22 protein-coding genes are annotated in these 22,432 nt (G+C 50.5%); 13 read left to right on the top strand and 9 right to left on the bottom strand.

The window, feature by feature from the left end; genetic code table 11:
- Nucleotides 1–132 (top strand): hypothetical protein (locus BHE85_RS27380; protein ID WP_242412322.1); only part of this gene is annotated, 132 nt, incomplete at its 5' end.
- A 42-nt stretch (nt 133–174) separates the two neighbouring features.
- Here BHE85_RS27380 and nupC read toward each other — a convergent pair.
- Nucleotides 175–1,377, bottom strand: coding sequence for a nucleoside permease NupC (gene nupC / locus BHE85_RS10050; protein ID WP_000376337.1), 1,203 nt, complete (start codon nt 1,375–1,377; stop codon nt 175–177).
- Nucleotides 1,378–1,642: 265 nt separating this feature from the next.
- On the opposite strand from nupC, the gene BHE85_RS28385 reads away from it, so the two are divergent.
- Both BHE85_RS28385 and BHE85_RS10045 read left to right on the top strand, forming a co-directional pair.
- Entirely contained in the window at nt 1,643–1,732 is a 90-nt protein-coding gene (locus tag BHE85_RS28385; protein ID WP_419722595.1) for a hypothetical protein, read from the top strand.
- The gene (locus BHE85_RS10045; RefSeq protein ID WP_000186369.1) at nt 1,713–2,951 is read left to right on the top strand and encodes an Nramp family divalent metal transporter; all 1,239 of its coding nucleotides are present in this window, start codon (nt 1,713–1,715) and stop codon (nt 2,949–2,951) included. Before BHE85_RS28385 ends, BHE85_RS10045 begins: the two co-directional genes overlap by 20 nt.
- A gap of 140 nt (nt 2,952–3,091) precedes the next feature.
- Here the strand turns inward: BHE85_RS10045 and ypeC are convergent, their stop codons facing one another.
- Nucleotides 3,092–3,418, bottom strand: a complete 327-nt coding sequence (gene ypeC, locus BHE85_RS10040; protein ID WP_000490072.1) for a DUF2502 domain-containing protein YpeC — start codon at nt 3,416–3,418, stop codon at nt 3,092–3,094.
- Nucleotides 3,419–3,532: 114 nt separating this feature from the next.
- Nucleotides 3,533–4,789 (bottom strand): ion channel protein, encoded by a 1,257-nt coding sequence (locus tag BHE85_RS10035; RefSeq protein ID WP_000903135.1) that lies wholly within the window; start codon nt 4,787–4,789, stop codon nt 3,533–3,535.
- A gap of 203 nt (nt 4,790–4,992) precedes the next feature.
- On the opposite strand from BHE85_RS10035, the gene glk reads away from it, so the two are divergent.
- From glk to ptsP, 6 genes are all read left to right on the top strand, one after another.
- A complete protein-coding gene (gene glk, locus BHE85_RS10030) occupies nt 4,993–5,958 on the top strand; it encodes a glucokinase (protein WP_000598932.1) in 966 nt (321 codons plus the stop codon).
- Between the two features lie 218 nt (nt 5,959–6,176).
- Entirely contained in the window at nt 6,177–6,503 is a 327-nt protein-coding gene (locus tag BHE85_RS10025; RefSeq protein WP_000038456.1) for a PTS fructose transporter subunit IIB, read from the top strand.
- Between the two features lie 21 nt (nt 6,504–6,524).
- On the top strand, nt 6,525–7,772 hold the full coding sequence (locus tag BHE85_RS10020) for a PTS fructose transporter subunit IIC (protein WP_000985345.1): 1,248 nt from the start codon (nt 6,525–6,527) through the stop codon (nt 7,770–7,772).
- 14 nt (nt 7,773–7,786) lie between these two features.
- The gene (gene ypdF / locus BHE85_RS10015; RefSeq protein ID WP_000173299.1) at nt 7,787–8,872 is read left to right on the top strand and encodes an aminopeptidase; all 1,086 of its coding nucleotides are present in this window, start codon (nt 7,787–7,789) and stop codon (nt 8,870–8,872) included.
- Nucleotides 8,872–9,909 (top strand): aminopeptidase, encoded by a 1,038-nt coding sequence (gene ypdE / locus BHE85_RS10010; RefSeq protein WP_000366046.1) that lies wholly within the window; start codon nt 8,872–8,874, stop codon nt 9,907–9,909. Before ypdF ends, ypdE begins: the two co-directional genes overlap by 1 nt.
- A 24-nt stretch (nt 9,910–9,933) precedes the next feature.
- On the top strand, nt 9,934–12,429 hold the full coding sequence (gene ptsP / locus BHE85_RS10005; RefSeq protein WP_039064210.1) for a phosphoenolpyruvate--protein phosphotransferase: 2,496 nt from the start codon (nt 9,934–9,936) through the stop codon (nt 12,427–12,429).
- Between the two features lie 2 nt (nt 12,430–12,431).
- Here ptsP and BHE85_RS10000 read toward each other — a convergent pair whose 3' ends face one another.
- Genes BHE85_RS10000 through ypdA form a run of 3 tightly spaced genes read right to left on the bottom strand, consistent with a single transcriptional unit; the run spans nt 12,432 to nt 15,748 of the window.
- Complete coding sequence (locus BHE85_RS10000) at nt 12,432–13,289, bottom strand: AraC family transcriptional regulator (protein ID WP_000646872.1); 858 nt, start codon at nt 13,287–13,289, stop codon at nt 12,432–12,434.
- Nucleotides 13,290–13,301: 12 nt separating this feature from the next.
- Nucleotides 13,302–14,036, bottom strand: a complete 735-nt coding sequence (gene ypdB, locus BHE85_RS09995) for a two-component system response regulator YpdB (RefSeq protein WP_001295458.1) — start codon at nt 14,034–14,036, stop codon at nt 13,302–13,304.
- A gap of 14 nt (nt 14,037–14,050) precedes the next feature.
- Complete coding sequence (gene ypdA / locus BHE85_RS09990; RefSeq protein ID WP_039064209.1) at nt 14,051–15,748, bottom strand: two-component system sensor histidine kinase YpdA; 1,698 nt, start codon at nt 15,746–15,748, stop codon at nt 14,051–14,053.
- A gap of 376 nt (nt 15,749–16,124) precedes the next feature.
- Between ypdA and alaC the strand changes: the two genes are divergently transcribed.
- A complete protein-coding gene (gene alaC, locus BHE85_RS09985; RefSeq protein WP_000785952.1) occupies nt 16,125–17,363 on the top strand; it encodes an alanine transaminase in 1,239 nt (412 codons plus the stop codon).
- A gap of 64 nt (nt 17,364–17,427) precedes the next feature.
- On the opposite strand, the gene ypdK is transcribed toward alaC, so the two are convergent.
- Complete coding sequence (ypdK, locus tag BHE85_RS09980) at nt 17,428–17,499, bottom strand: membrane protein YpdK (RefSeq protein WP_010723117.1); 72 nt, start codon at nt 17,497–17,499, stop codon at nt 17,428–17,430.
- A 355-nt stretch (nt 17,500–17,854) separates the two neighbouring features.
- Entirely contained in the window at nt 17,855–18,775 is a 921-nt protein-coding gene (gene lpxP, locus BHE85_RS09975) for a kdo(2)-lipid IV(A) palmitoleoyltransferase (RefSeq protein WP_000484403.1), read from the bottom strand.
- A gap of 352 nt (nt 18,776–19,127) precedes the next feature.
- Between lpxP and BHE85_RS09970 the strand changes: the two genes are divergently transcribed.
- Complete coding sequence (locus tag BHE85_RS09970) at nt 19,128–19,370, top strand: YfdY family protein (RefSeq protein WP_000639881.1); 243 nt, start codon at nt 19,128–19,130, stop codon at nt 19,368–19,370.
- Between the two features lie 76 nt (nt 19,371–19,446).
- On the opposite strand, the gene ypdI is transcribed toward BHE85_RS09970, so the two are convergent.
- Nucleotides 19,447–19,722, bottom strand: coding sequence for a colanic acid biosynthesis lipoprotein YpdI (gene ypdI, locus BHE85_RS09965; RefSeq protein ID WP_000867642.1), 276 nt, complete (start codon nt 19,720–19,722; stop codon nt 19,447–19,449).
- 295 nt (nt 19,723–20,017) lie between these two features.
- Between ypdI and BHE85_RS09960 the strand changes: the two genes are divergently transcribed.
- Both BHE85_RS09960 and frc read left to right on the top strand, forming a co-directional pair.
- The gene (locus BHE85_RS09960; protein WP_000825604.1) at nt 20,018–20,650 is read left to right on the top strand and encodes a YfdX family protein; all 633 of its coding nucleotides are present in this window, start codon (nt 20,018–20,020) and stop codon (nt 20,648–20,650) included.
- 512 nt (nt 20,651–21,162) lie between these two features.
- On the top strand, nt 21,163–22,413 hold the full coding sequence (frc, locus tag BHE85_RS09955) for a formyl-CoA transferase (protein WP_000106759.1): 1,251 nt from the start codon (nt 21,163–21,165) through the stop codon (nt 22,411–22,413).
- Nucleotides 22,414–22,432 lie beyond the last annotated feature (19 nt).

Raw genomic sequence — 22,432 nt, 5'->3', positions numbered from 1 at the left:
CGCGATCTTGCAAGTATGGGACAACTTGTGAAATTACCGACGAGAAGGGGAAGGGCCTTCCCGAGAGTGGTAAAGGAGAGGCCCTGGAAATACCCCACAGCCCCGAAAAGAGCCAGTCAGTTGCTTAACTGACTGGCATTAGGGGAATTATCCCCGGCTTTTTTATGTATGGTCTTACAGCACCAGTGCTGCGATTGACGCAGACAGCACACTCACCAGGGTAGAGCCGTAAACCAGTTTCAGACCGAAGCGAGAAACCACGTTACCTTGCTCTTCATTCAGGCCTTTAACTGCACCTGCGATAATCCCGATTGAAGAGAAGTTAGCGAAGGAAACCAGGAACACAGAGATGATGCCTTCAGCACGCGGAGAGAGCGTGGAAGCAATTTTCTGCAGATCCATCATCGCAACGAACTCGTTGGAAACCAGTTTGGTCGCCATGATACTGCCCACTTGCAGTGCTTCACTGGAAGGAACACCCATCACCCATGCAATCGGATAGAAGATGTAGCCCAGAATGCCCTGGAAGGAGATGCTGTAGCCAAACCAGCCAGTCACGGTGGCAAACAGTGCGTTCAGCGCAGCGATCAGGGCGATAAAGCCGATCAGCATCGCGGCAACGATAATGGCAACTTTGAAACCTGCCAGAATGTATTCACCCAGCATTTCGAAGAAGCTCTGACCTTCGTGCAGGTTGGACATCTGAATGTTTTCTTCACTGGCATCAACACGGTAAGGGTTGATCAGCGACAGCACGATAAAGGTGCTGAACATGTTCAATACCAGCGCAGCAACGACGTATTTCGGTTCCAGCATGGTCATGTATGCACCAACGATGGACATCGACACGGTGGACATTGCCGTGGCAGCCATGGTGTACATACGATTACGGGAGATTTTGCCGAGGATATCTTTATAGGCAATAAAGTTTTCAGACTGACCCAGAATCAGGGAGCTGACGGCGTTAAAGGATTCCAGTTTGCCCATGCCGTTGACTTTGGAGAGCAGGAAACCAATTGCGCGGATGATCACCGGCAACACGCGAATGTGCTGGAGAATACCGATCAGTGCAGAGATAAAGACGATTGGGCACAGCACTTTCAGGAAGAAGAATGCCAGGCCTTGATCATTCATGCTACCAAAGACGAAGTTAGTCCCTTCGTTGGCAAATCCGAGCAGTTTTTCGAACATTTCGGAGAAGCCTTTCACGAAGCCTAAACCAACGTCGGAGTTCAGGAAGAACCACGCCAGTAACACTTCGATAACAAGCAGTTGAATAACATAACGGATACGAATTTTTTTGCGGTCGCTGCTTACCAGCAGTGCGAGAATCGCAACAACGGCAAGTGCCAGTACAAAATGAAGGACGCGGTCCATATTTGCTCCAAATATGAGGCAGGTTAAATTTCCGTGCACATTCTATGTAACATGGTTAAGGAAAACGAGATCTGACACACACTATAATGACGTCCTGTGACAGGCTTCAAAAATAGTGATCTGTCATACATTTCTGCTATGTTGTGTATGGAAGCTGAAAGTTATGTAAATGTGCTAACATTAAACATAACCATAACATTCAAGTCATCAATCTTTTCGTAGTCATAATCCTGGTCTATCACAGAAATCACCACAATCCATTTAAATGAATTTGATAATCATTCTCGTTTATCATAGCATGAAACATAGCAAAGGCTATGTTTTAGAGGCACAAGATGACGAACTATCGCGTTGAGAGTAGCAGCGGACGGGCGGCGCGCAAGATGAGGCTCGCATTAATGGGACCTGCGTTCATTGCGGCGATTGGTTATATCGATCCCGGTAACTTTGCGACCAATATTCAGGCGGGTGCCAGCTTCGGCTATCAGCTACTGTGGGTTGTCGTTTGGGCCAACCTGATGGCGATGCTGATTCAGATCCTCTCTGCCAAACTAGGGATTGCCACCGGTAAAAATCTGGCGGAGCAGATTCGCGATCACTATCCGCGTCCCGTAGTGTGGTTCTATTGGGTTCAGGCAGAAATTATTGCGATGGCAACCGACCTGGCGGAATTTATTGGTGCGGCGATCGGTTTTAAACTCATTCTTGGTGTTTCGTTGTTGCAGGGCGCGGTGCTGACGGGGATCGCGACTTTCCTGATTTTAATGCTGCAACGTCGCGGGCAAAAACCGCTGGAGAAAGTGATTGGCGGGTTACTGTTGTTTGTTGCCGCGGCTTACATTGTCGAGTTGATTTTCTCCCAGCCTAACCTGGCGCAGCTGGGTAAAGGAATGGTGATCCCGAGTTTACCTACTTCGGAAGCGGTCTTCCTGGCAGCAGGCGTGTTAGGGGCGACGATTATGCCGCATGTGATTTATTTGCACTCCTCGCTCACTCAGCATTTACATGGCGGTTCGCGTCAACAACGTTATTCCGCCACCAAATGGGATGTGGCTATCGCCATGACTATTGCCGGTTTTGTCAATCTGGCGATGATGGCTACAGCTGCGGCGGCGTTCCACTTTTCTGGTCATACTGGTGTTGCCGATCTTGATGAGGCTTATCTGACGCTGCAACCGCTGTTAAGCCATGCTGCGGCAACGGTCTTTGGGTTAAGTCTGGTTGCTGCCGGACTGTCCTCAACGGTAGTGGGGACACTGGCAGGGCAGGTGGTGATGCAGGGGTTCATTCGCTTCCATATCCCGCTGTGGGTGCGTCGTACAGTCACCATGCTGCCGTCATTTATTGTCATTCTGATGGGATTAGATCCGACACGGATTCTGGTTATGAGTCAGGTGCTGTTAAGTTTTGGTATCGCCCTGGCGCTGGTTCCACTGCTGATTTTCACCAGTGACAGCAAGTTGATGGGCGATCTGGTGAACAGCAAACGCGTAAAACAGACAGGCTGGGTGATTGTAGTGCTGGTCGTGGCGCTGAATATCTGGTTGTTGGTGGGGACGGCGCTGGGATTGTAGTTGAATGAGCGTCGCATCTGGCACTATTGGCGGATGCGGCGTAAACGCCTTATCCGCCCTACGCGTTAAAGATCCGGTTTGTAGGCCTGATAAGACGCGCTAGCGTCGCATCAGGCATTGTGCTCCATTGGCGAATGTGTTTAATGGCGGTGTCCATGTCCGCGGCCTTTTCCGCGATGATCGTCACGATCGCGCCAGCCTTCACGATAGCCACGCTCATACGCTTTACGCTTATCCCAGCCACGATGATAGCCATTATCATGACGCCACCAACGGTTTTTGCGCCACTCATAATTGCGATGCCAGTAGTCACGGTCGCGCCAGTGACCACCGTCCCAGTAATTACCGTAATGATCGCGATCGCCAATTTGTAATTTGATTGATGGCAGTAGGGTGATTTCACCTGCGTTTGCTGCAAGCGGGGTAAATGCCATCAGGGCGGCCGCCAGAAACAGTGACCTGAACATTGTTATTCTCCTTCACGATCGAAGCCGTCAGCGGCCTGTTAACGCAATATTACGGGGAGGTAAAGCCCCGTATCATCGCCATAACTCTTAAATCATAAAGGAGAGCATTTTTTGCTAAACGTTATCGTGGGGTGGCTGTTGCTTCGGACGATTGACCATCATCATCGGCTTACCTGCTAATAACAGCCATGCCGGAAGCATGACGATACAGAGCAGCGGTAGCAATGTGGTATTGGGTACAACGACCGCCGCCATAAAAAGACTTAACCAGCCATCGCGTGTTACCACCAGCACGATGCCGAGAATAGCGCAAGAAACGGTTATTGCCGCTGGTACGGCGGGTACGTGCTCATGCAGCATCAACCCTAATGCCACGCCGACAAACACTGCCGGGAAGATTCGCCCACCGCGAAAGCCACTGGCGGCAGCAACGACCAGGGCGGCAAGTTTAATTACCGCCAGCAAAAAGTAATCGCTGGTGCTGAAAGCCTGATTTGCCACCATCTGCTGCATCTCATCCAGCCCTTTAAACAGCGAAACTGGTCCACCAATAACCCCCAGAATACCGAGAATAAATCCGCCAATACCCAGCACGAGCACCGGATTTTTCATTTGATTCATCATCGCGTGCAACCGTGGTAAGCACCATACGGCGACCATCCCTGCTGCGATGGCAATCGCCGCGACAATTGCACCGCTGAGAATATCGGTCATTTCCATCTGTCCGTAATGCGCAATGGGCAGTGAAAAATGGGGATGGAAAAATAATCCGGTAGTTAGTGCACCAGCTGCTGCCGCCATTAACGGCGCAAAGAGACGATCCCATAGCGGAACTTCACTACTGCCATTTAAGGTTTGCGAAAATATCAACGCCGCTGCAACAGGTGTGCCAAACAGCGCGCCGATGGTTCCGGCAGAGGCTAAAATAGTCCACTCCATTCGGTTGACGCGCGGTAACAGACGAGCGCCAATGGCGACGGCAAGGGCGATATTGATGGTCATGATCGGATGTTCCGGCCCCAGGCTGACGCCGCCAGCAAGACCGAGAATTAATGCTACGATAAGTCCTGGTAGCGCAGAGGGCGGAACTGGTGCGCCGATCAGCGGTTCACAGGCGGGGTCTGGTCCGGCATGACCCTGGCTGAAACGGATAACCAACCCCACCGCAATACCCGTTAGCGTTAATACACCGATGATCCAGAGAGGTGAATCCTGGGCTATCCCCAGAGTTCCCGGCAGTCGTTGCCAGAGCAAATTCTGTAATACCGAGGCGATTTTCATCACCACAATCAGAATAAGACTGGACGCAATCCCAATTGCCACGGCGGGGAGCGATAATAACAACATGGTTCTGGCTCGCGGATGGAGCATGTTCTATTCCTTATGCGGGGTCAGATACTTAGTTTGCCCAGCTTGCAAAAAGGCATCGCTGCAATTGGTGCTGAAACGATAAAGTAAATGTGTGACCCAGATCGATATTTACAGGGAGCCTGCCTTTCCGGCGTTGTTGTTATGCCCCCAGGTATTTACAGTGTGAGAAAGAATTATTTTGACTTTAGCGGAGCAGTTGAAGAATGATAAAGTATGCATTAGTCGGTGATGTGGGCGGCACCAACGCACGTCTTGCTCTGTGTGATATTGCCAGTGGTGAAATCTCGCAGGCTAAGACCTATTCAGGGCTTGATTACCCCAGCCTCGAAGCGGTCATTCGCGTTTATCTTGAAGAACATAAGGTCGAGGTGAAAGACGGCTGTATTGCCATCGCTTGCCCAATTACCGGTGACTGGGTGGCAATGACCAACCATACCTGGGCGTTCTCAATTGCCGAAATGAAAAAGAATCTCGGTTTTAGCCATCTGGAAATTATTAACGATTTTACCGCTGTATCGATGGCGATCCCGATGCTGAAAAAAGAGCATCTGATTCAGTTTGGTGGCGCAGAACCGGTAGAAGGTAAACCTATTGCGGTTTACGGTGCCGGAACAGGGCTTGGGGTTGCGCATCTGGTCCATGTCGATAAGCGTTGGGTAAGCTTGCCGGGCGAAGGCGGTCACGTTGATTTTGCGCCGAATAGTGAAGAAGAGGCCATTATCCTCGAAATATTGCGTGCGGAAATTGGTCATGTTTCGGCGGAGCGCGTGCTTTCTGGCCCTGGGCTGGTGAATTTGTATCGCGCAATTGTGAAAGCTGACAACCGCCTGCCAGAAAATCTCAAGCCAAAAGATATTACCGAACGCGCGCTGGCTGACAGCTGTACCGATTGCCGCCGCGCGTTGTCGCTGTTTTGCGTCATTATGGGCCGTTTTGGCGGCAATCTGGCGCTCAATCTCGGGACATTTGGCGGCGTGTTTATTGCGGGCGGTATCGTGCCGCGCTTCCTTGAGTTCTTCAAAGCCTCTGGTTTCCGTGCTGCATTTGAAGATAAAGGGCGCTTTAAAGAATATGTCCATGATATTCCGGTGTATCTCATCGTCCATGACAATCCGGGTCTTCTCGGTTCCGGTGCACATTTACGCCAGACCTTAGGGCACATTCTGTAAATCCTTCCTGTTATATCGGGAGGTAACTCTCCCGATAATCGTTTAAATCATACAGTTAATTCAATTTTTCTTTGTGTCCCCTCACAAGGCCGACCTGCGTCACACTTCCGTACAGCGGGATTAATTCTCCAGTAAATGCATTATTTGTCTGGTAACGGCGATTTGTTTTGCACGTTCATAATTTCACTTGTCAACTATCACTGAATGAGGAATTAACGATGAGTAAGAAACTGATTGCCTTATGTGCCTGCCCAATGGGCCTGGCTCACACCTTTATGGCCGCTCAGGCGTTGGAAGAAGCGGCGGTAGAAGCCGGTTATGAAGTGAAAATTGAAACCCAGGGCGCGGACGGTATCCAGAATCGCCTGACGGCGCAGGATATCGCCGAAGCAACCATCATCATCCACTCCGTGGCAGTTACCCCGGAAGATAATGAGCGTTTCGAATCACGCGACGTTTATGAAATCACTTTGCAGGACGCAATTAAAAACGCTGCGGGCATCATCAAAGAAATCGAAGAGATGATTGCCTCTGAACAACAGTAATATTCGACAGGGATAATTGTTATGGCCATTAAAAAACGCAGTGCAACCGTTGTGCCTGGCGCATCCGGTGCGGCAGCGGCAGTTAAGAATCCGCAGGCCTCTAAAAGCAGCTTCTGGGGTGAACTCCCGCAGCATGTGATGTCAGGGATTTCACGCATGGTGCCGACCTTAATTATGGGCGGTGTGATCCTCGCTTTCAGCCAGCTGATTGCTTATAGCTGGCTTAAAATTCCTGCTGAGATCGGCATCATGGATGCTCTTAATAGCGGGAAATTCTCCGGTTTCGACCTCTCCTTACTGAAATTTGCCTGGCTGTCGCAGTCCTTCGGCGGCGTGTTGTTTGGTTTTGCCATTCCGATGTTTGCTGCTTTTGTGGCGAACTCTATCGGTGGCAAACTGGCGTTCCCGGCTGGTTTTATCGGCGGCTTGATGTCTACCCAGCCGACGCAACTGCTGAACTTCGATCCCAGCACTATGCAATGGGCGACCTCTTCGCCGGTGCCGTCCACCTTCATTGGTGCGCTGATTATTTCTATCGTCGCGGGTTACCTTGTGAAGTGGATGAACCAGAAAATCCAGTTACCGGATTTCCTGTTAGCGTTCAAAACCACATTTTTGCTACCGATTCTTTCCGCCATTTTTGTCATGCTGGCGATGTACTACGTCATTACCCCCTTTGGCGGCTGGATCAACGGCGTTATCCGTACCGTGCTGACTGCCGCAGGTGAGAAGGGCGCGCTGATGTACGCAATGGGGATCGCCGCGGCGACAGCAATCGACCTTGGTGGCCCGATCAACAAAGCCGCAGGTTTCGTTGCCTTCAGCTTTACCACTGACCACGTATTACCGGTCACCGCTCGTTCTATCGCTATCGTTATTCCTCCGATTGGTCTGGGGCTGGCGACCATTATTGACCGTCGTTTAACCGGCAAACGCCTGTTCAACGCTCAACTTTATCCGCAGGGTAAGACCGCGATGTTCCTTGCCTTTATGGGGATTAGTGAGGGTGCGATTCCGTTTGCGCTGGAAAGCCCCATCACCGCCATTCCGTCGTATATGGTCGGCGCGATTGTCGGCTCAACCGCCGCTGTCTGGCTGGGCGCAGTGCAATGGTTCCCGGAATCCGCTATCTGGGCATGGCCGCTGGTCACTAACCTTGGCGTCTATATGGCGGGGATCGCGCTGGGGGCAGTCATAACTGCGCTGATGGTGGTGTTCCTGCGTCTGATGATGTTCCGTAAAGGCAAATTGTTAATCGATAGCCTGTAAGAAGGAAAATCCAGATGACATTACTCGCTTCGCTGCGCGACTGGCTTAAGGAGCAACAACTGGATGCAGTGCTTCTCTCCTCACGGCAGAACAAACAGCCGCATCTGGGGATCTCCACCGGATCAGGCTATGTGGTTATTAGCCGTGAAAGTGCGCACATTCTGGTAGATTCGAGCTATTTCGTTGAGGTGGAAGCCCGTGCGCAAGGCTACCAGCTGCATTTGCTTGACGCGACGAACACGCTTACCACTATCGTCAATCAAATCATTGCCGATGAGCAGTTGCAAACGCTCGGTTTTGAAGGCCAGCAGGTGAGTTGGGAAACCGCGCACCGCTGGAAGTCTGAACTCAATGCGAAACTGGTTAGCGCCACGCCGGATGTGCTGCGGCAAATCAAAACGCCAGAGGAGGTGGAGATAATCCGCCTCGCCTGTGGGATTGCCGATCGCGGAGCGGAGCATATTCGCCGCTTTATTCAGGCGGGGATGAGCGAGCGCGAGATAGCCGCTGAACTGGAGTGGTTTATGCGCCAGCAGGGCGCAGAAAAAGCCTCTTTTGACACCATTGTCGCCAGCGGCTGGCGCGGGGTGCTGCCGCACGGCAAAGCCAGCGACAAGATTGTTGCAGCGGGCGAGTTTGTCACTCTCGATTTTGGTGCGCTGTATCAGGGCTACTGCTCTGATATGACGCGCACCTTGCTGGTGAATGGCGAAGGGGTGAGCGCCGAATCTCACCCGCTGTTTGACGTCTATCAGATTGTCCTGCAGGCACAGCTCGCGGCAATCTCTGCAATTCGCCCCGGCGTGCGCTGCCAGCAGATTGACGACGCCGCGCGCCGGGTCATTACCGAGGCTGGATTTGGCGACTATTTCGGTCATAACACTGGTCACGCTATCGGCATTGAAGTCCATGAAGATCCGCGTTTTTCACCGCGGGACACCACGACGCTACAGCCAGGCATGTTGCTGACCGTGGAGCCGGGGATTTATTTGCCAGGGCAAGGGGGCGTGCGCATCGAAGATGTTGTGCTGGTTACCCCGCAAGGCGCAGAAGTGCTCTACGCCATGCCGAAAACAGTGTTGCTCACGGGAGAGGCATAATGGATTTATCGCTATTAAAAGCGTTGAGCGAGGCAGATGCGATCGCCTCCTCGGAACAGGAAGTGCGGCAGATCCTGCTGGAAGAAGCGGATCGCCTGCAAAAAGAAGTGCGATTTGATGGTCTGGGATCGGTGCTGATCCGCCTCAATGAATCGACAGGGCCGAAGGTGATGATCTGCGCCCATATGGACGAAGTGGGATTTATGGTGCGCAGCATCTCCCGCGAAGGGGCAATTGATGTGCTGCCGGTTGGCAACGTGCGCATGGCTGCCCGCCAGCTGCAGCCGGTGCGCATCACCACCCGTGAAGAGTGCAAAATTCCAGGCCTGCTTGACGGCGACCGGCAGGGGAATGACGTCAGCGCCATGCGCGTGGACATTGGTACGCGCTCGTATGACGAAGTGATGCAGGCGGGAATTCGTCCAGGCGATCGCGTCACCTTTGATACAACTTTTCAGGTTCTCCCTCACCAGCGGGTGATGGGGAAAGCCTTTGATGACCGCCTCGGTTGCTACCTGCTGGTGACGTTACTGCGCGAACTACACAGCGCTGAACTGCCTGCGGAAGTGTGGCTGGTGGCCAGTTCCAGCGAAGAGGTGGGGGTACGCGGCGGGCAAACTGCCACCCGCGCGGTGTCGCCGGATGTCGCCATTGTGCTTGATACCGCCTGCTGGGCGAAAAACTTTGATTATGGCGCGGCTAACCATCGTCAGATTTGTAACGGGCCGATGCTGGTGTTAAGCGACAAGTCGCTGATTGCGCCGCCAAAACTTACCGCGTGGATCGAAACCGTGGCGGCAGAAATTGGCGTGCCGTTACAGGCAGATATGTTCAGCAACGGCGGCACGGACGGCGGAGCGGTGCACTTAACCGGCACCGGCGTGCCTACAGTGGTGATGGGGCCAGCAACCCGCCACGGACATTGCGCCGCATCGATTGCCGATTGCCGTGACATTTTGCAGATGCAGCAGCTTTTATCTGCCCTTATTAAACGTCTTACGCGTGAGACGGTTGTTCAACTGACGGATTTCAGATGATCTCCTGATTAACCCGGAGCGGTTATGTTAACGATTCAATTTCTCTGTCCTTTGCCAAACGGTCTTCATGCTCGTCCGGCGTGGGAACTTAAAGAACAGTGCAGCCAGTGGCAAAGCGAAATCACCTTTATCAACCATCGCCAGAACGCAAAGGCCGATGCGAAAAGCTCGCTGGCGCTGATTGGCACCGGTACTTTATTTAATGACAGTTGCAGCCTGAACATTAGCGGCAGCGATGAAGAGCAGGCGCAGCGCGTGTTGGAAGAGTACATCCAGGTGCGCTTTATCGACAGCGACAGCATCCAGCCAACGCAGGCAGAACTGACGGCGCATCCGCTGCCGCGTTCATTAAGCCGCCTGAACCCGGATTTACTGTACGGCAATGTGCTGGCAAGCAGCGTCGGCGTGGGTACGCTGACCCTGTTACAAAGCGACAGCCTCGACAGTTATCGGGCAATCCCCGCCAGTGCGCAAGATTCCACCCGGCTGGAGCACAGCCTTGCAACGCTTGCCGAGCAACTGAACCAGCAATTGCGTGAGAGTGACGGCGAAAGCAAAACTATCCTTAGCGCCCATTTGTCGCTGATTCAGGATGATGAATTCGCGGGCAATATCCGTCGTCTGATGACAGAACAGCATCAAGGGCTGGGGGCGGCGATCATCAGCAATATGGAGCAGGTTTGCGCCAAACTTTCTGCTTCTGCCAGTGATTATCTGCGCGAACGTGTTAGCGACATTCGCGATATTAGCGAACAGTTGCTGCATATCACCTGGCCGGAACTGAAGCCGCGCAACAATCTGGTGCTGGAAAAACCGACTATTCTGGTAGCCGAGGATTTAACCCCAAGCCAGTTTTTGAGCCTCGATTTAAAAAATCTTGCAGGCATGATTCTGGAGAAAACTGGGCGCACCTCGCATACCCTGATTCTGGCCCGCGCCTCGGCGATCCCGGTACTGAGCGGCCTGCCGCTGGATGCGATTGCCCGTTATGCCGGGCAACCGGCGGTGCTTGACGCCCAGTGCGGCGTGCTGGCGATTAACCCGAATGACGCGGTGAGCGGTTATTATCAGGTCGCACAGACGCTGGCGGATAAACGCCAAAAACAACAGGCGCAGGCCGCCGCGCAGCTGGCCTATTCCCGTGATAACAAGCGTATTGATATTGCGGCGAATATCGGCACCGCTCTGGAAGCGCCAGGCGCGTTTGCCAACGGCGCGGAAGGCGTTGGACTGTTCCGTACTGAAATGCTCTATATGGATCGCGACAGCGCGCCGGACGAGCAGGAGCAATTTGAAGCCTACCAGCAGGTGCTACTGGCAGCGGGCGACAAGCCGATTATCTTCCGCACAATGGACATCGGTGGCGATAAAAGCATTCCTTATCTGAATATTCCCCAGGAAGAGAACCCGTTCCTCGGCTATCGTGCGGTACGTATTTACCCGGAATTTGCTGGCCTGTTCCGCACTCAACTACGGGCGATTTTGCGCGCCGCCAGTTTTGGCAACGCCCAGTTGATGATCCCGATGGTCCACAGTCTCGATCAGATCTTATGGGTGAAGGGCGAGATCCAAAAAGCGATCGTTGAGCTTAAGCGCGATGGCCTGCGTCATGCAGAGACGATTACGCTTGGGATCATGGTGGAAGTGCCGTCGGTGTGCTACATCATCGACCACTTCTGCGATGAGGTCGATTTCTTCAGTATCGGCTCCAACGATATGACCCAGTATCTGTATGCGGTCGATCGTAATAACCCGCGCGTATCGCCGCTATATAACCCGATTACGCCATCGTTCCTGCGCATGTTGCAGCAAATAGTTACCACTGCGCATCAGCGGGGCAAATGGGTAGGCATTTGCGGTGAACTGGGCGGTGAAAGCCGTTATCTGCCGCTACTGCTTGGGCTGGGCCTGGATGAGCTGAGTATGAGTAGCCCGCGTATTCCGGCGGTGAAAAGCCAGCTTCGTCAACTGGATAGCGAGGCGTGTCGGGAACTGGCGCGTCAGGCATGTGAATGCCGCAGTGCGCAGGAAATTGAAGCGTTACTCACCGCCTTTACGCCGGAAGAAGACGTTCGCCCACTGCTGGCGCTGGAGAATATCTTTGTTGATCAGGATTTTAGCAATAAAGAGCAGGCGATCCAGTTCCTGTGCGGCAACCTCGGCGTTAACGGGCGCACTGAACATCCGTTTGAGCTGGAAGAAGATGTCTGGCAGCGGGAAGAGATTGTTACCACCGGCGTTGGTTTTGGCGTAGCGATCCCGCACACCAAATCTCAGTGGATCCGTCATTCCAGTATCAGCATTGCCCGGCTGGCGAAACCGATTGACTGGCAGTCAGAAATGGGCGAAGTCGAACTGGTGATCATGCTGACGCTGGGTGCTAACGAAGGGATGAATCATGTGAAAGTCTTCTCGCAGCTGGCGCGTAAACTGGTGAATAAAAACTTCCGCCAGTCGTTGTTTGCCGCGCAAGATGCACAAAGTATCCTGACGCTGCTGGAAATAGAATTAACCTTCTGACGTTAGCCCTGAAAACGGGCGCTGTACTCTCCCGGCGTCAGACCAAACTGACGCCGGAAAACGCGACAAAAATAGTCGCTATCCGGAAAACCGCAACGCTGTGCCACTTCATGAATTGACAGATGATATTTCTGCAAAATCATCCTCGCCTTCGCCATTCGCACCCAACGCACATACTCGATAAAACGCATCGTTCCATGCTGAGCAAACAGTTTTGACAGATGATTGGGCGTGATATTAAAAAACTGCGCCACGCTCTCGCGGGTGAGCGGCTGGGTATAATTATCCTGAACCCAGTTACAAATGCTGTGATAGAGAAAATCGCCGCGCGGTTGCGAATTACCCGGCGGCATATTCACCACGTTGCGGCAAAGATGCAGCAAACTTAACACCAGTGGCTGAATGATATTCTGCTCCAGCGGCGAACGGCTAAGATGAGTGAGGGCGGTAAGCATCGCTTCACCTTCACCGCGTTGCAGGCTGGGAAGCTGGATCTGGCGAGCAGGATGCAACAACGACGTGGTGCGGCTATCGTAAAACGATAACCCAAGCCAGGTCGGTGCGAACACCAGGCTTAACAGCATCACCGGTTTGTTGTTGATCGGTAAATTAGCCGCGCGTGCCGGAATAAACAGCATTTCTCCTTCCACCATTCGCTGCTGCTTTGCTTCCAGCAGGTTGCCGTATTCGCCGCGCAGCACGATATCCAGACGGGGAAAATCAATACATAAACTGCCCACCGGTAACGAGGCAGGCTGGCTGGCAAACCAGACGCGCCCCAGTAGTTGCGAGTTAAGCACCAGGCCGCTGAACAGATCGGCGAAAAATTGTTGATCGGCGGGCAAGCCTGGTGCTTTCATGAAAGTTCCCGATTAAAGATGCATTAACTGGCGAAATTCTTTCACTTTGCTGCGGCTGACCGGCACTTCAAAATCCAGATCTTTCAGTCGCAGAATGTAGGTGTTATTAAACCACGGTTCGATTTCGCGTATTTTGTTCAGATTGACACAAAATGAGCGATGGCAGCGGAAAAAATGCGACGGCGGCAGTTTGCTGCAAAATTCGGTAATGTTCATCGGCATTACGTAGGATTCACGCCGCGTATAGACAAAGGTCATTTTCTCGTGCGCTTCGGCGTAATAGATATCGTTAATTGGCGTGACGATTATTCGCTCATCTTTCACCAGATTAATGGTGTCATTCTCACGCGTTACCGTCGCGGCAGGCGTACTGCTGGTCTGCTGTTGTTGCCAGGCCGCTTCCAGTTTTTGCAGCATCCCGGTAATACGTGACTCCTGATACGGTTTGAGAATGTAGTCAAACGCCTCCAGTTCAAACGCTTCTACCGCATGTTCTTTCCACGCGGTGATGAACACAATAAACGGTTTATGGGCGAACTGGCTGATGTTTTGCGCCAGCAACACGCCATCCAGCGACGGAATATTGATATCCAGAAAAATGGCGTCGACGCGGTTATGCTGCAAAAACTTCAACACGTCCAGACCGTCGTCAAAGGTGCCGACAATCTCCATCTGGCTGTGCTCTTTAATTAGCCAGCTCAGTTCCTGTTGTGCCAGGAATTCGTCTTCAACAATGATGACTTTCACAATATCACTCCGGCTCAAAGCAATAACGTAGCCTGTGAGGCGACTGGGGTGCGTTGGTTAGGAATGTAAAACGCAATTTCCGTCCCCGGCTCCAGGCGGCGGATATGCAGCCCCTCGCCATACAATAACTTCACGCGATGATGGACATTCAGCAGGCCAATTTTATTGCCCGGCATTTCATTCGCTTCGACCCGCTCAATCACCTTTGGATCGATGCCGTGCCCGGTATCTCGCACCGCAATGCGTACCCGATTTCCGCACTCTGCAACGCTGATGGTGACAACGCCTTTACCTTTGCAAGGCTGAATACCGTGGACAATGGCGTTCTCCACCAACGGCTGGATCAGCAGGCTGGGAATGCAGCAATTCACCTCTTCATCAATATCATAGATAACCGTCAGCTTGTCACCAAAGCGGGCCTGCTCAATGGCAATATAGTCTTTAATTTGATACAGCTCTTTTTTGATATCGATTTGCTCATCGTCTTTTAATTCAATGTTATAGCGCAGATAACGCGACAGATTAAAGATCAACTGGCGAGCGGTATCCGGATTCAGACGGATTGACGATGAAATAGCGTTCAGAGCGTTAAACAGAAAATGGGGATTAATTTTGCTTTGCAGGGCGCGAAGCTCTGCCTTATTTGCCATTTCACGTAGCTGCTCGGCGCGTGAAACCTCCAGTTGCGTGGAGATGATTTGCGACAGACCAACCGCCATTTCCTGTAATGACGAGGTTATCTGATGCGCGTGGCAGTAGTAAATTTTCAGCGTTCCGGTCACAACGCCTTTCTCCCACAATGGGATCACCAGCATGGAATGAATCTCTGGTGTGCGGTGGGCTTCATCATTGTTTTTAATGATGATTTTTCCGTAATTCATCGCCTGACGGGTAGTCGGGCTAATGAAGTCATCGCCATTCTGATAGTTATGTTCACCCACGCCAACATAGGCCAGCACATGATCGGTATTAGTAATCGCCACCGCATCGGCGTGAATGTCATCGCGGATAATTTCGCAGACCTTGCGTAATGACTCGCTATTGACATGGCGAAACAGCGGTAGCGTTTTGTTGGCGATATCCAGCGCCAGCTTGGCCTGCCGCGCGGCGCTGGCCTCTTTTTCGCCCTCAACGCTTTGCACCAGAAGCACAATAAAGCCGATACAGACGCTACCGAGGATCATTGGAATGCCGATTTTAGAGACGATATCGATCCCCAACGCGGTAGTTGGTGCCCAGACAATTACCAGAATCATGGTCAACGTCTCACACAACATGCCGCCGATAATACCGACGCGCCAGCGCTGTGCTTTGGGGATTTTCAGGTTTATCCAGCCTGATATACAACCCGCCAGAATGCTGGTGATAAAGCAGGGGATCGCCGTCACGCCGCCGATATCAATTAAATACCGGTGAATACCCGCAATCACGCCGGTAATGATGCCTACCCACGGGCCAAACAGAATCCCGCCGGACATCACCGCGATAATACGTACGTTCACCAGCGAGCCTTCTACGGGAACGCCGGACCAGGTGCTGAACAGGGCGAACAGCGAGAAAATGGCGGTAACAGCAAGCAACTCTTTTGGGGAGTGTGCCGACTTGTGCAACAGCTCGCGAAACAGGCGGATACGGATGAGAAAGAACAGGCAGATAAGCATTAACGCTGCCCGATCGAAGACCGCCAGCAGCATGTTGAATATTTCGTGCACGGGTGACTCTGAATAAGGATTAAACCTCTATGATAGGTAACCTGAAGGCTGATGACCAGCAGGCCGTTTTTGAGGAAAAACCATAAATTTAAAAGGGGATTGAAAGATAAATGGTGTATTAGCAATGTATCTCTTGATAATGCACTTCTGGCTGGTAAATTTATTGAAATTATAATGTTAATAAAATTGGTGGTAATTTTCTTGTTAGCGTAGAAAAATTTCCTGTTTTTGAAGTGGAGTTCCTCATTTAAAGCCATTGATAAAAATGTTCTAAAACGCTGGACAGACAGAAATTAATCAGGCTATTTTCAAAACAGCCACCATTGTGGCAGCGTCGCTCGGACGGTCCGGGCGCTAACGTTAATCTGAGGAAATTATGGCTGACACTCGCCCTGAACGTCGCTTTACGCGCATTGATCGTCTCCCGCCCTACGTTTTTAACATCACCGCTGAACTGAAAATGGCTGCGCGTCGGCGCGGCGAAGATATTATCGATTTCAGCATGGGTAACCCGGACGGTGCGACTCCGCCGCATATCGTCGAAAAATTATGTACTGTGGCCCAGCGCCAGGACACGCATGGTTACTCCACTTCACGCGGCATTCCGCGGTTACGTCGCGCCATTTCCCGCTGGTATCAGGATCGCTACGACGTTGAAATCGACCCGGAATCAGAAGCCATCGTCACTATTGGTTCGAAAGAGGGCCTGGCGCATCTGATGCTGGCGACGCTGGATCATGGTGACACGGTGCTGGTGCCGAATCCAAGTTACCCGATCCATATTTATGGCGCGGTGATTGCCGGGGCGCAGGTACGCTCAGTGCCGCTGGTGGAAGGTGTCGATTTCTTCAACGAACTGGAGCGCGCCATTCGTGAAAGTTATCCGAAACCGAAGATGATGATCCTCGGCTTCCCGTCGAATCCAACCGCGCAATGCGTGGAGCTGGAGTTCTTCGAAAAGGTTGTGGCGCTGGCGAAACGCTACGATGTGCTGGTGGTCCACGACCTGGCCTATGCCGATATCGTCTACGATGGCTGGAAAGCGCCGTCAATCATGCAGGTACCGGGTGCACGCGATGTGGCAGTCGAGTTCTTTACGCTGTCGAAAAGCTACAACATGGCGGGCTGGCGTATCGGCTTTATGGTTGGCAACAAAACGCTGGTCAGCGCCCTGGCTCGTATTAAAAGCTATCACGATTACGGCACCTTTACGCCGTTGCAGGTGGCGGCGATTGCGGCGCTGGAGGGCGATCAACAGTGCGTGCGCGACATTGCCGAACAGTACAAACGCCGCCGTGATGTATTGGTTAAAGGGCTGCATGAAGCGGGCTGGATAGTTGAAATGCCGAAGGCTTCGATGTATGTCTGGGCGAAAATACCGGAACCGTATGCTGCCATGGGCTCGCTGGTATTTGCCAAGAAATTGCTTAACGAAGCGAAGGTCTGTGTCTCGCCGGGGATTGGCTTTGGCGACTATGGTGATACGCATGTTCGCTTTGCACTGATTGAAAACCGCGACCGTATTCGTCAGGCCATCAGAGGGATTAAAGCGATGTTCCGTGCCGACGGTTTACTACCCGCCAGCAGCAAACATATTCACGAAAACGCGGAATAAACACCGTCGTCAGAAATGCAAACAGGAGCCTGATGGCTCCTGTTTTTCATTGCACAGTTTGCTTTTAGATCATCAGGGCAAAAGTACCGGCCCAAACGATGACCATAAAAGAAATGCCCATAAAGAAATATTTCACTTTACATCTCTCCGCGTAATTGCTGTTACGCCTGAATGACTTCATTACACCTGATACAGTGAGTTGACACTGGGCAAAGCGACCTTAAAAGCCCTGTATTTTACCGTGGGCATCACCCCAGAATTCTGAGCTAAACTGCTCGAGACGGCGCTAATGTACGCCTAAAACTGAAACGAGACAAGAGGCATTTTCTTATTTACTTTTAGTAACTTACAGGTGTCTCATATCGGCGACAGTTTAATTTCTGACGGTAATAATTAGATATTCAGCGAAGGAAAAAACCTTAAGAAAAAAGCCATAAAAACCATGAGGTTATTATGGCCGATTTGAGGAGGGAAAGAGTAAGAGCAGTTTGTTAAATGTACAACGACGATTCTCCCACCGGGCGCGTTTTAAAGCGACAGTGGATCCAGAGGTACTGCTCCGGTGCGCGCATGATCTCTTTCTCGATAATCTTGTTCATATAGGCAGCGGCTTGATTTTCATCTGTCGGGTAGCCTTCCATCTCTGGGGTGATGAACAAACGATATCCGCTGTAATCCGCTTTTCTTACCATCGTTACGGTCAACATGGCTGCGCCAGAGAGACGGGAGAGAACATAGGTGCCATTGGTTGTGGCGACATTTTCCACCGCAAAGAACGGCGCGAAGGAGCTGCCTTTACGACCATAATCCTGATCGGGAGCAAACCATACCGCTTCACCTTTCTTCAGTGCACCGACAATGCCGCGCAGATTATTTCTGCCGATCATCGCTTTGTTAGAGCGCATGCGCCCACGGGTCTGCACCCATTCCATCAGCTGATTATTATGTGGACGATAGGTAGCCATCATTGGTTGGCACAGTCCCATCACGCGGCCGCCCAGTTCCAGCGACATAAAATGGACGCCGACAACCATTACGCCGCGATTTTGCATTTGTGCGCGTTTAAGGTTATCCAACCCTTCAACATCAAACCATTTACGTACGCGACTGTCGGGCCAGAACCATGCCATGCCGGTTTCTACCAGCGCCATGCCGAGTGAACGAAAGTTTTCGGCAATCATCTTCTCGCGTTCTTCCGCAGAATGCTGCGGGAAACAAAGTTCCAGGTTTTTACGGGCGATAGATTCACGACGTTTCAGGAATGGTCGCGCCATTGCGCCAATACGCGTGCCGAGAAAGCAGAGAACAGGATAAGGAAGCTGTACCCAAAGCCAGAGTACACCAAGCCCAAACCATGTGAGCCAGTAGCGAGGATGTAGAAACTCGCGGGAAAATTTGCATTGTGGAAACATAGTTACCTTCTGTAGATACGAATTGTTGTATCGCAGAAGATTCCATGTCGACAGCGGTACACTCAATTGGTTGGGCCATCATGTACGACAATGGTTCCTGTAAAGTGTGTAAAGACTAGTCAGGACATAACCACGAGGAGCATGAATGCGGTATCTGTACTTTATCACTCGCTGACTGCTTTCAGCTACTGATTATTAATCGTGCAAAGTAAATATTTTTCCGTACACAACAGTCTTGCATTTAACATGCTGTTTTCATTGATGCTTAGCAAAAATTGCCAGAGGTTAAGGATTGTCTTACTATTAAAGTGACTGAAGTTACAGGTTTTTTAGCGCGGCAGGAGGTTGAGCTATGATTTATTTATGGATGTTTCTCGCCCTGTGTATTGTCTGCGTAAGCGGCTACATCGGTCAGGTACTGAACGTGGTATCGGCGGTCTCTTCTTTCTTCGGCATGGTGATCCTCGCTGCACTCATTTATTACTTCACCATGTGGTTAACTGGCGGTAATGAACTAGTGACGGAGATATTTATGTTTCTTGCCCCGGCTTGTGGCTTGATGATTCGCTTTATGGTGGGGTATGGCAGGCGATAGTGGGTCAGGATGGCTCATTTGGGCAGGTGTTCACATCAGCATCAGACATGATTGTTCACCTGCCATGTGACAGACGCTATCGCACAGGATGAATAAGATAATTCGCCTTTGTCGGATAAGTAGGCGTGATTTCTTCTGTGAGGTTTAATGGTGGCGCATCTTCTCTCATCTTAAACAAAATCGCCTGTGATGGCTGAAGTTTTGTAGAGTGTGTGGTCGTCATCGCTGATGTTTTTTCAGTCTCTTTATAGCTCCTCTCACTTACACCACCAGAAATGGAAAATGCAAAAACATTGCATGCCATAATATAGACCAATAAAAATAAGCTGAAAAGTATTAAGTTTACTTTCATAGAAAGTTATCCTGAAAATGGTTCACTGAGAACCTACGATGTTATGGCTGTATTTACATATAATTAATCAATATTTACATCGATATAATAAATGACATCTCTTTGTGGTACATAAGAATAGTTCTCTGCGACAGGAAGCAGATTCCTACAATTGTAAGACTAAAATACTTCTTGCGATAATAACTACAACTGTAAGATAACCCTTTCAAAATGACCGTTGCTCTCTGATTTCTCATTTCATGCTCACCCAATATGATGGCGGCGTTTTCTAAAACTGTTAAAGAATGAGGTAAGTATGAAACGTTTAATTATGGCTACGATGGTCACAGCAATTCTGGCATCTTCAACTGTATGGGCTGCTGATAATGCACCGGTAGCGGCACAACAGCAAACTCAGCAAGTTCAGCAAACCCAGAAAACGGCAGCAGCAGAGCGTATCTCTGAACAAGGTTTATATGCGATGCGTGACGTGCAGGTAGCGCGCCTGGCTCTGTTTCATGGCGATCCAGAAAAGGCAAAAGAACTGACCAATGAAGCTTCCGCTTTGCTGTCAGATGACAGTACCGAATGGGCAAAGTTCGCTAAGCCAGGTAAAAAGACCAATCTCAATGATGACCAATATATTGTCATTAATGCATCTGTCGGAATTTCTGAGAGTTATGTAGCAACTCCCGAAAAAGAAGCCGCGATAAAAATTGCCAATGAAAAAATGGCGAAAGGGGATAAAAAGGGCGCAATGGAAGAACTTCGCCTGGCCGGTGTTGGCGTAATGGAAAACCAATATCTGATGCCGCTTAAACAGACTCGTAATGCACTTGCTGATGCGCAGAAACTGCTTGATAAAAAGCAATACTACGAGGCAAACCTGGCGCTGAAAGGTGCGGAAGATGGAATCATCGTCGACAGCGAAGCACTGTTTGTGAACTAATGCTGACAGGCAGTATATTGAGGTAAAGGATTTAACTCCCTCCAGCCGACAATTTTTTATGACCACAATACGACAGGTTGTGGTCATAAAATTATTTGGCGCTCGCGGTTCTATAAACACGCATTTTATCTTCCTCAAAGTAAACCCCAATAATCCCGTGTCATCACAAATCATTTATTATGTTATGTTTTATGGTACGCTTTAAAAAGCGTAATCATACCCTTACTTGTAAATCACCGGCGCTTCTTACAGTTGTAAGAATAACATCACAAATGTCGCGACTCTCTCTGATTACCACGAATCAATATTTATCATATTCTTCTTTTCGTCCTCACTACTTACCATGCAGAAAGGAATTGGAAGTGGCGATGAAATGATTTTCAGCACTTGATACAGGATTTTAAAAATATCGAGTGCAGCTACGACGATATTTTGCGGGTTATTTATAGAAGATATTACGCCTTAAATAAACGCTAAATTAACACATATTTAATTAACTAATAGGTATTGCTATGTCAACTCCACTTCAAGGAATTAAAGTTCTCGATTTCACCGGTGTGCAATCTGGCCCATCTTGTACTCAAATGCTGGCCTGGTTTGGCGCTGACGTTATTAAAATTGAACGTCCCGGCGTTGGTGACGTAACGCGTCACCAGCTGCGAGATATTCCTGATATCGATGCGCTTTACTTCACCATGCTTAACAGTAACAAACGTTCTATTGAGTTAAATACCAAAACAGCGGAAGGCAAAGAGGTAATGGAAAAGCTGATCCGCGAAGCTGATATCTTAGTCGAGAACTTTCATCCAGGGGCCATTGATCACATGGGCTTCACCTGGGAGCATATTCAAGAAATCAATCCACGTCTGATTTTTGGTTCGATCAAAGGGTTTGATGAGTGTTCGCCTTATGTGAATGTAAAAGCCTATGAAAACGTTGCTCAGGCAGCGGGTGGCGCGGCATCCACTACGGGTTTTTGGGATGGTCCGCCGCTGGTAAGCGCTGCAGCGTTGGGTGACAGCAACACCGGAATGCATTTGCTGATCGGTTTGCTTGCTGCTTTGCTGCATCGCGAAAAAACGGGGCGTGGGCAACGAGTCACCATGTCAATGCAGGATGCCGTATTGAACCTTTGCCGCGTGAAATTACGTGACCAGCAGCGTCTCGATAAATTGGGTTATCTGGAAGAATACCCGCAGTATCCGAATGGTACATTTGGTGATGCAGTTCCCCGCGGTGGTAATGCAGGTGGTGGCGGTCAGCCTGGCTGGATCCTGAAATGTAAAGGCTGGGAAACCGATCCGAACGCCTATATTTATTTCACTATTCAGGAGCAAAACTGGGAAAACACCTGTAAAGCCATCGGCAAACCAGAATGGATTACCGATCCGGCATACAGTACAGCCCATGCCCGACAGCCACATATTTTCGATATTTTTGCTGAAATCGAAAAATACACTGTCACTATTGATAAACATGAAGCGGTGGCCTATTTGACTCAGTTTGATATTCCTTGTGCACCGGTTTTAAGTATGAAAGAAATTTCACTTGATCCCTCTTTGCGCCAAAGTGGCAGTGTTGTTGAAGTGGAACAACCGTTGCGTGGAAAATATCTGACCGTTGGTTGTCCAATGAAATTCTCTGCTTTTACGCCGGATATTAAAGCTGCGCCGCTATTAGGTGAACATACCGCTGCTGTATTGCAGGAGCTAGGTTATAGCGACGATGAAATTGCTGCAATGAAGCAAAACCACGCCATCTGATATTAACGGGGGCTTCTGG

Origin of the sequence: Shigella sp. FC1567 (assembly GCF_001743015.1) — a bacterium.
In the GTDB taxonomy this organism is placed as follows: Bacteria; Pseudomonadota; Gammaproteobacteria; order Enterobacterales; family Enterobacteriaceae; genus Escherichia; species Escherichia coli.
The sequence above is the reverse complement of the archived record's forward strand: the minus strand, read 5'-3'. Positions and strand labels throughout refer to the sequence as shown.

What these genes read in the sequence shown, in the direction of transcription:
- nupC (WP_000376337.1), bottom strand. Translation starts at nt 1,377, where the DNA reads ATGGACCGCGTCCTTCATTTTGTACTGGCACTTGCCGTTGTTGCGATT.
- BHE85_RS28385 (WP_419722595.1), top strand. Translation starts at nt 1,643, where the DNA reads ATGAATTTGATAATCATTCTCGTTTATCATAGCATGAAACATAGCAAA.
- BHE85_RS10045 (WP_000186369.1), top strand. Translation starts at nt 1,713, where the DNA reads ATGACGAACTATCGCGTTGAGAGTAGCAGCGGACGGGCGGCGCGCAAG.
- ypeC (WP_000490072.1), bottom strand. Translation starts at nt 3,418, where the DNA reads ATGTTCAGGTCACTGTTTCTGGCGGCCGCCCTGATGGCATTTACCCCG.
- BHE85_RS10035 (WP_000903135.1), bottom strand. Translation starts at nt 4,789, where the DNA reads ATGCTCCATCCGCGAGCCAGAACCATGTTGTTATTATCGCTCCCCGCC.
- glk (WP_000598932.1), top strand. Translation starts at nt 4,993, where the DNA reads ATGATAAAGTATGCATTAGTCGGTGATGTGGGCGGCACCAACGCACGT.
- BHE85_RS10025 (WP_000038456.1), top strand. Translation starts at nt 6,177, where the DNA reads ATGAGTAAGAAACTGATTGCCTTATGTGCCTGCCCAATGGGCCTGGCT.
- BHE85_RS10020 (WP_000985345.1), top strand. Translation starts at nt 6,525, where the DNA reads ATGGCCATTAAAAAACGCAGTGCAACCGTTGTGCCTGGCGCATCCGGT.
- ypdF (WP_000173299.1), top strand. Translation starts at nt 7,787, where the DNA reads ATGACATTACTCGCTTCGCTGCGCGACTGGCTTAAGGAGCAACAACTG.
- ypdE (WP_000366046.1), top strand. Translation starts at nt 8,872, where the DNA reads ATGGATTTATCGCTATTAAAAGCGTTGAGCGAGGCAGATGCGATCGCC.
- ptsP (WP_039064210.1), top strand. Translation starts at nt 9,934, where the DNA reads ATGTTAACGATTCAATTTCTCTGTCCTTTGCCAAACGGTCTTCATGCT.
- BHE85_RS10000 (WP_000646872.1), bottom strand. Translation starts at nt 13,289, where the DNA reads ATGAAAGCACCAGGCTTGCCCGCCGATCAACAATTTTTCGCCGATCTG.
- alaC (WP_000785952.1), top strand. Translation starts at nt 16,125, where the DNA reads ATGGCTGACACTCGCCCTGAACGTCGCTTTACGCGCATTGATCGTCTC.
- lpxP (WP_000484403.1), bottom strand. Translation starts at nt 18,775, where the DNA reads ATGTTTCCACAATGCAAATTTTCCCGCGAGTTTCTACATCCTCGCTAC.
- BHE85_RS09970 (WP_000639881.1), top strand. Translation starts at nt 19,128, where the DNA reads ATGATTTATTTATGGATGTTTCTCGCCCTGTGTATTGTCTGCGTAAGC.
- ypdI (WP_000867642.1), bottom strand. Translation starts at nt 19,722, where the DNA reads ATGAAAGTAAACTTAATACTTTTCAGCTTATTTTTATTGGTCTATATT.
- BHE85_RS09960 (WP_000825604.1), top strand. Translation starts at nt 20,018, where the DNA reads ATGAAACGTTTAATTATGGCTACGATGGTCACAGCAATTCTGGCATCT.
- frc (WP_000106759.1), top strand. Translation starts at nt 21,163, where the DNA reads ATGTCAACTCCACTTCAAGGAATTAAAGTTCTCGATTTCACCGGTGTG.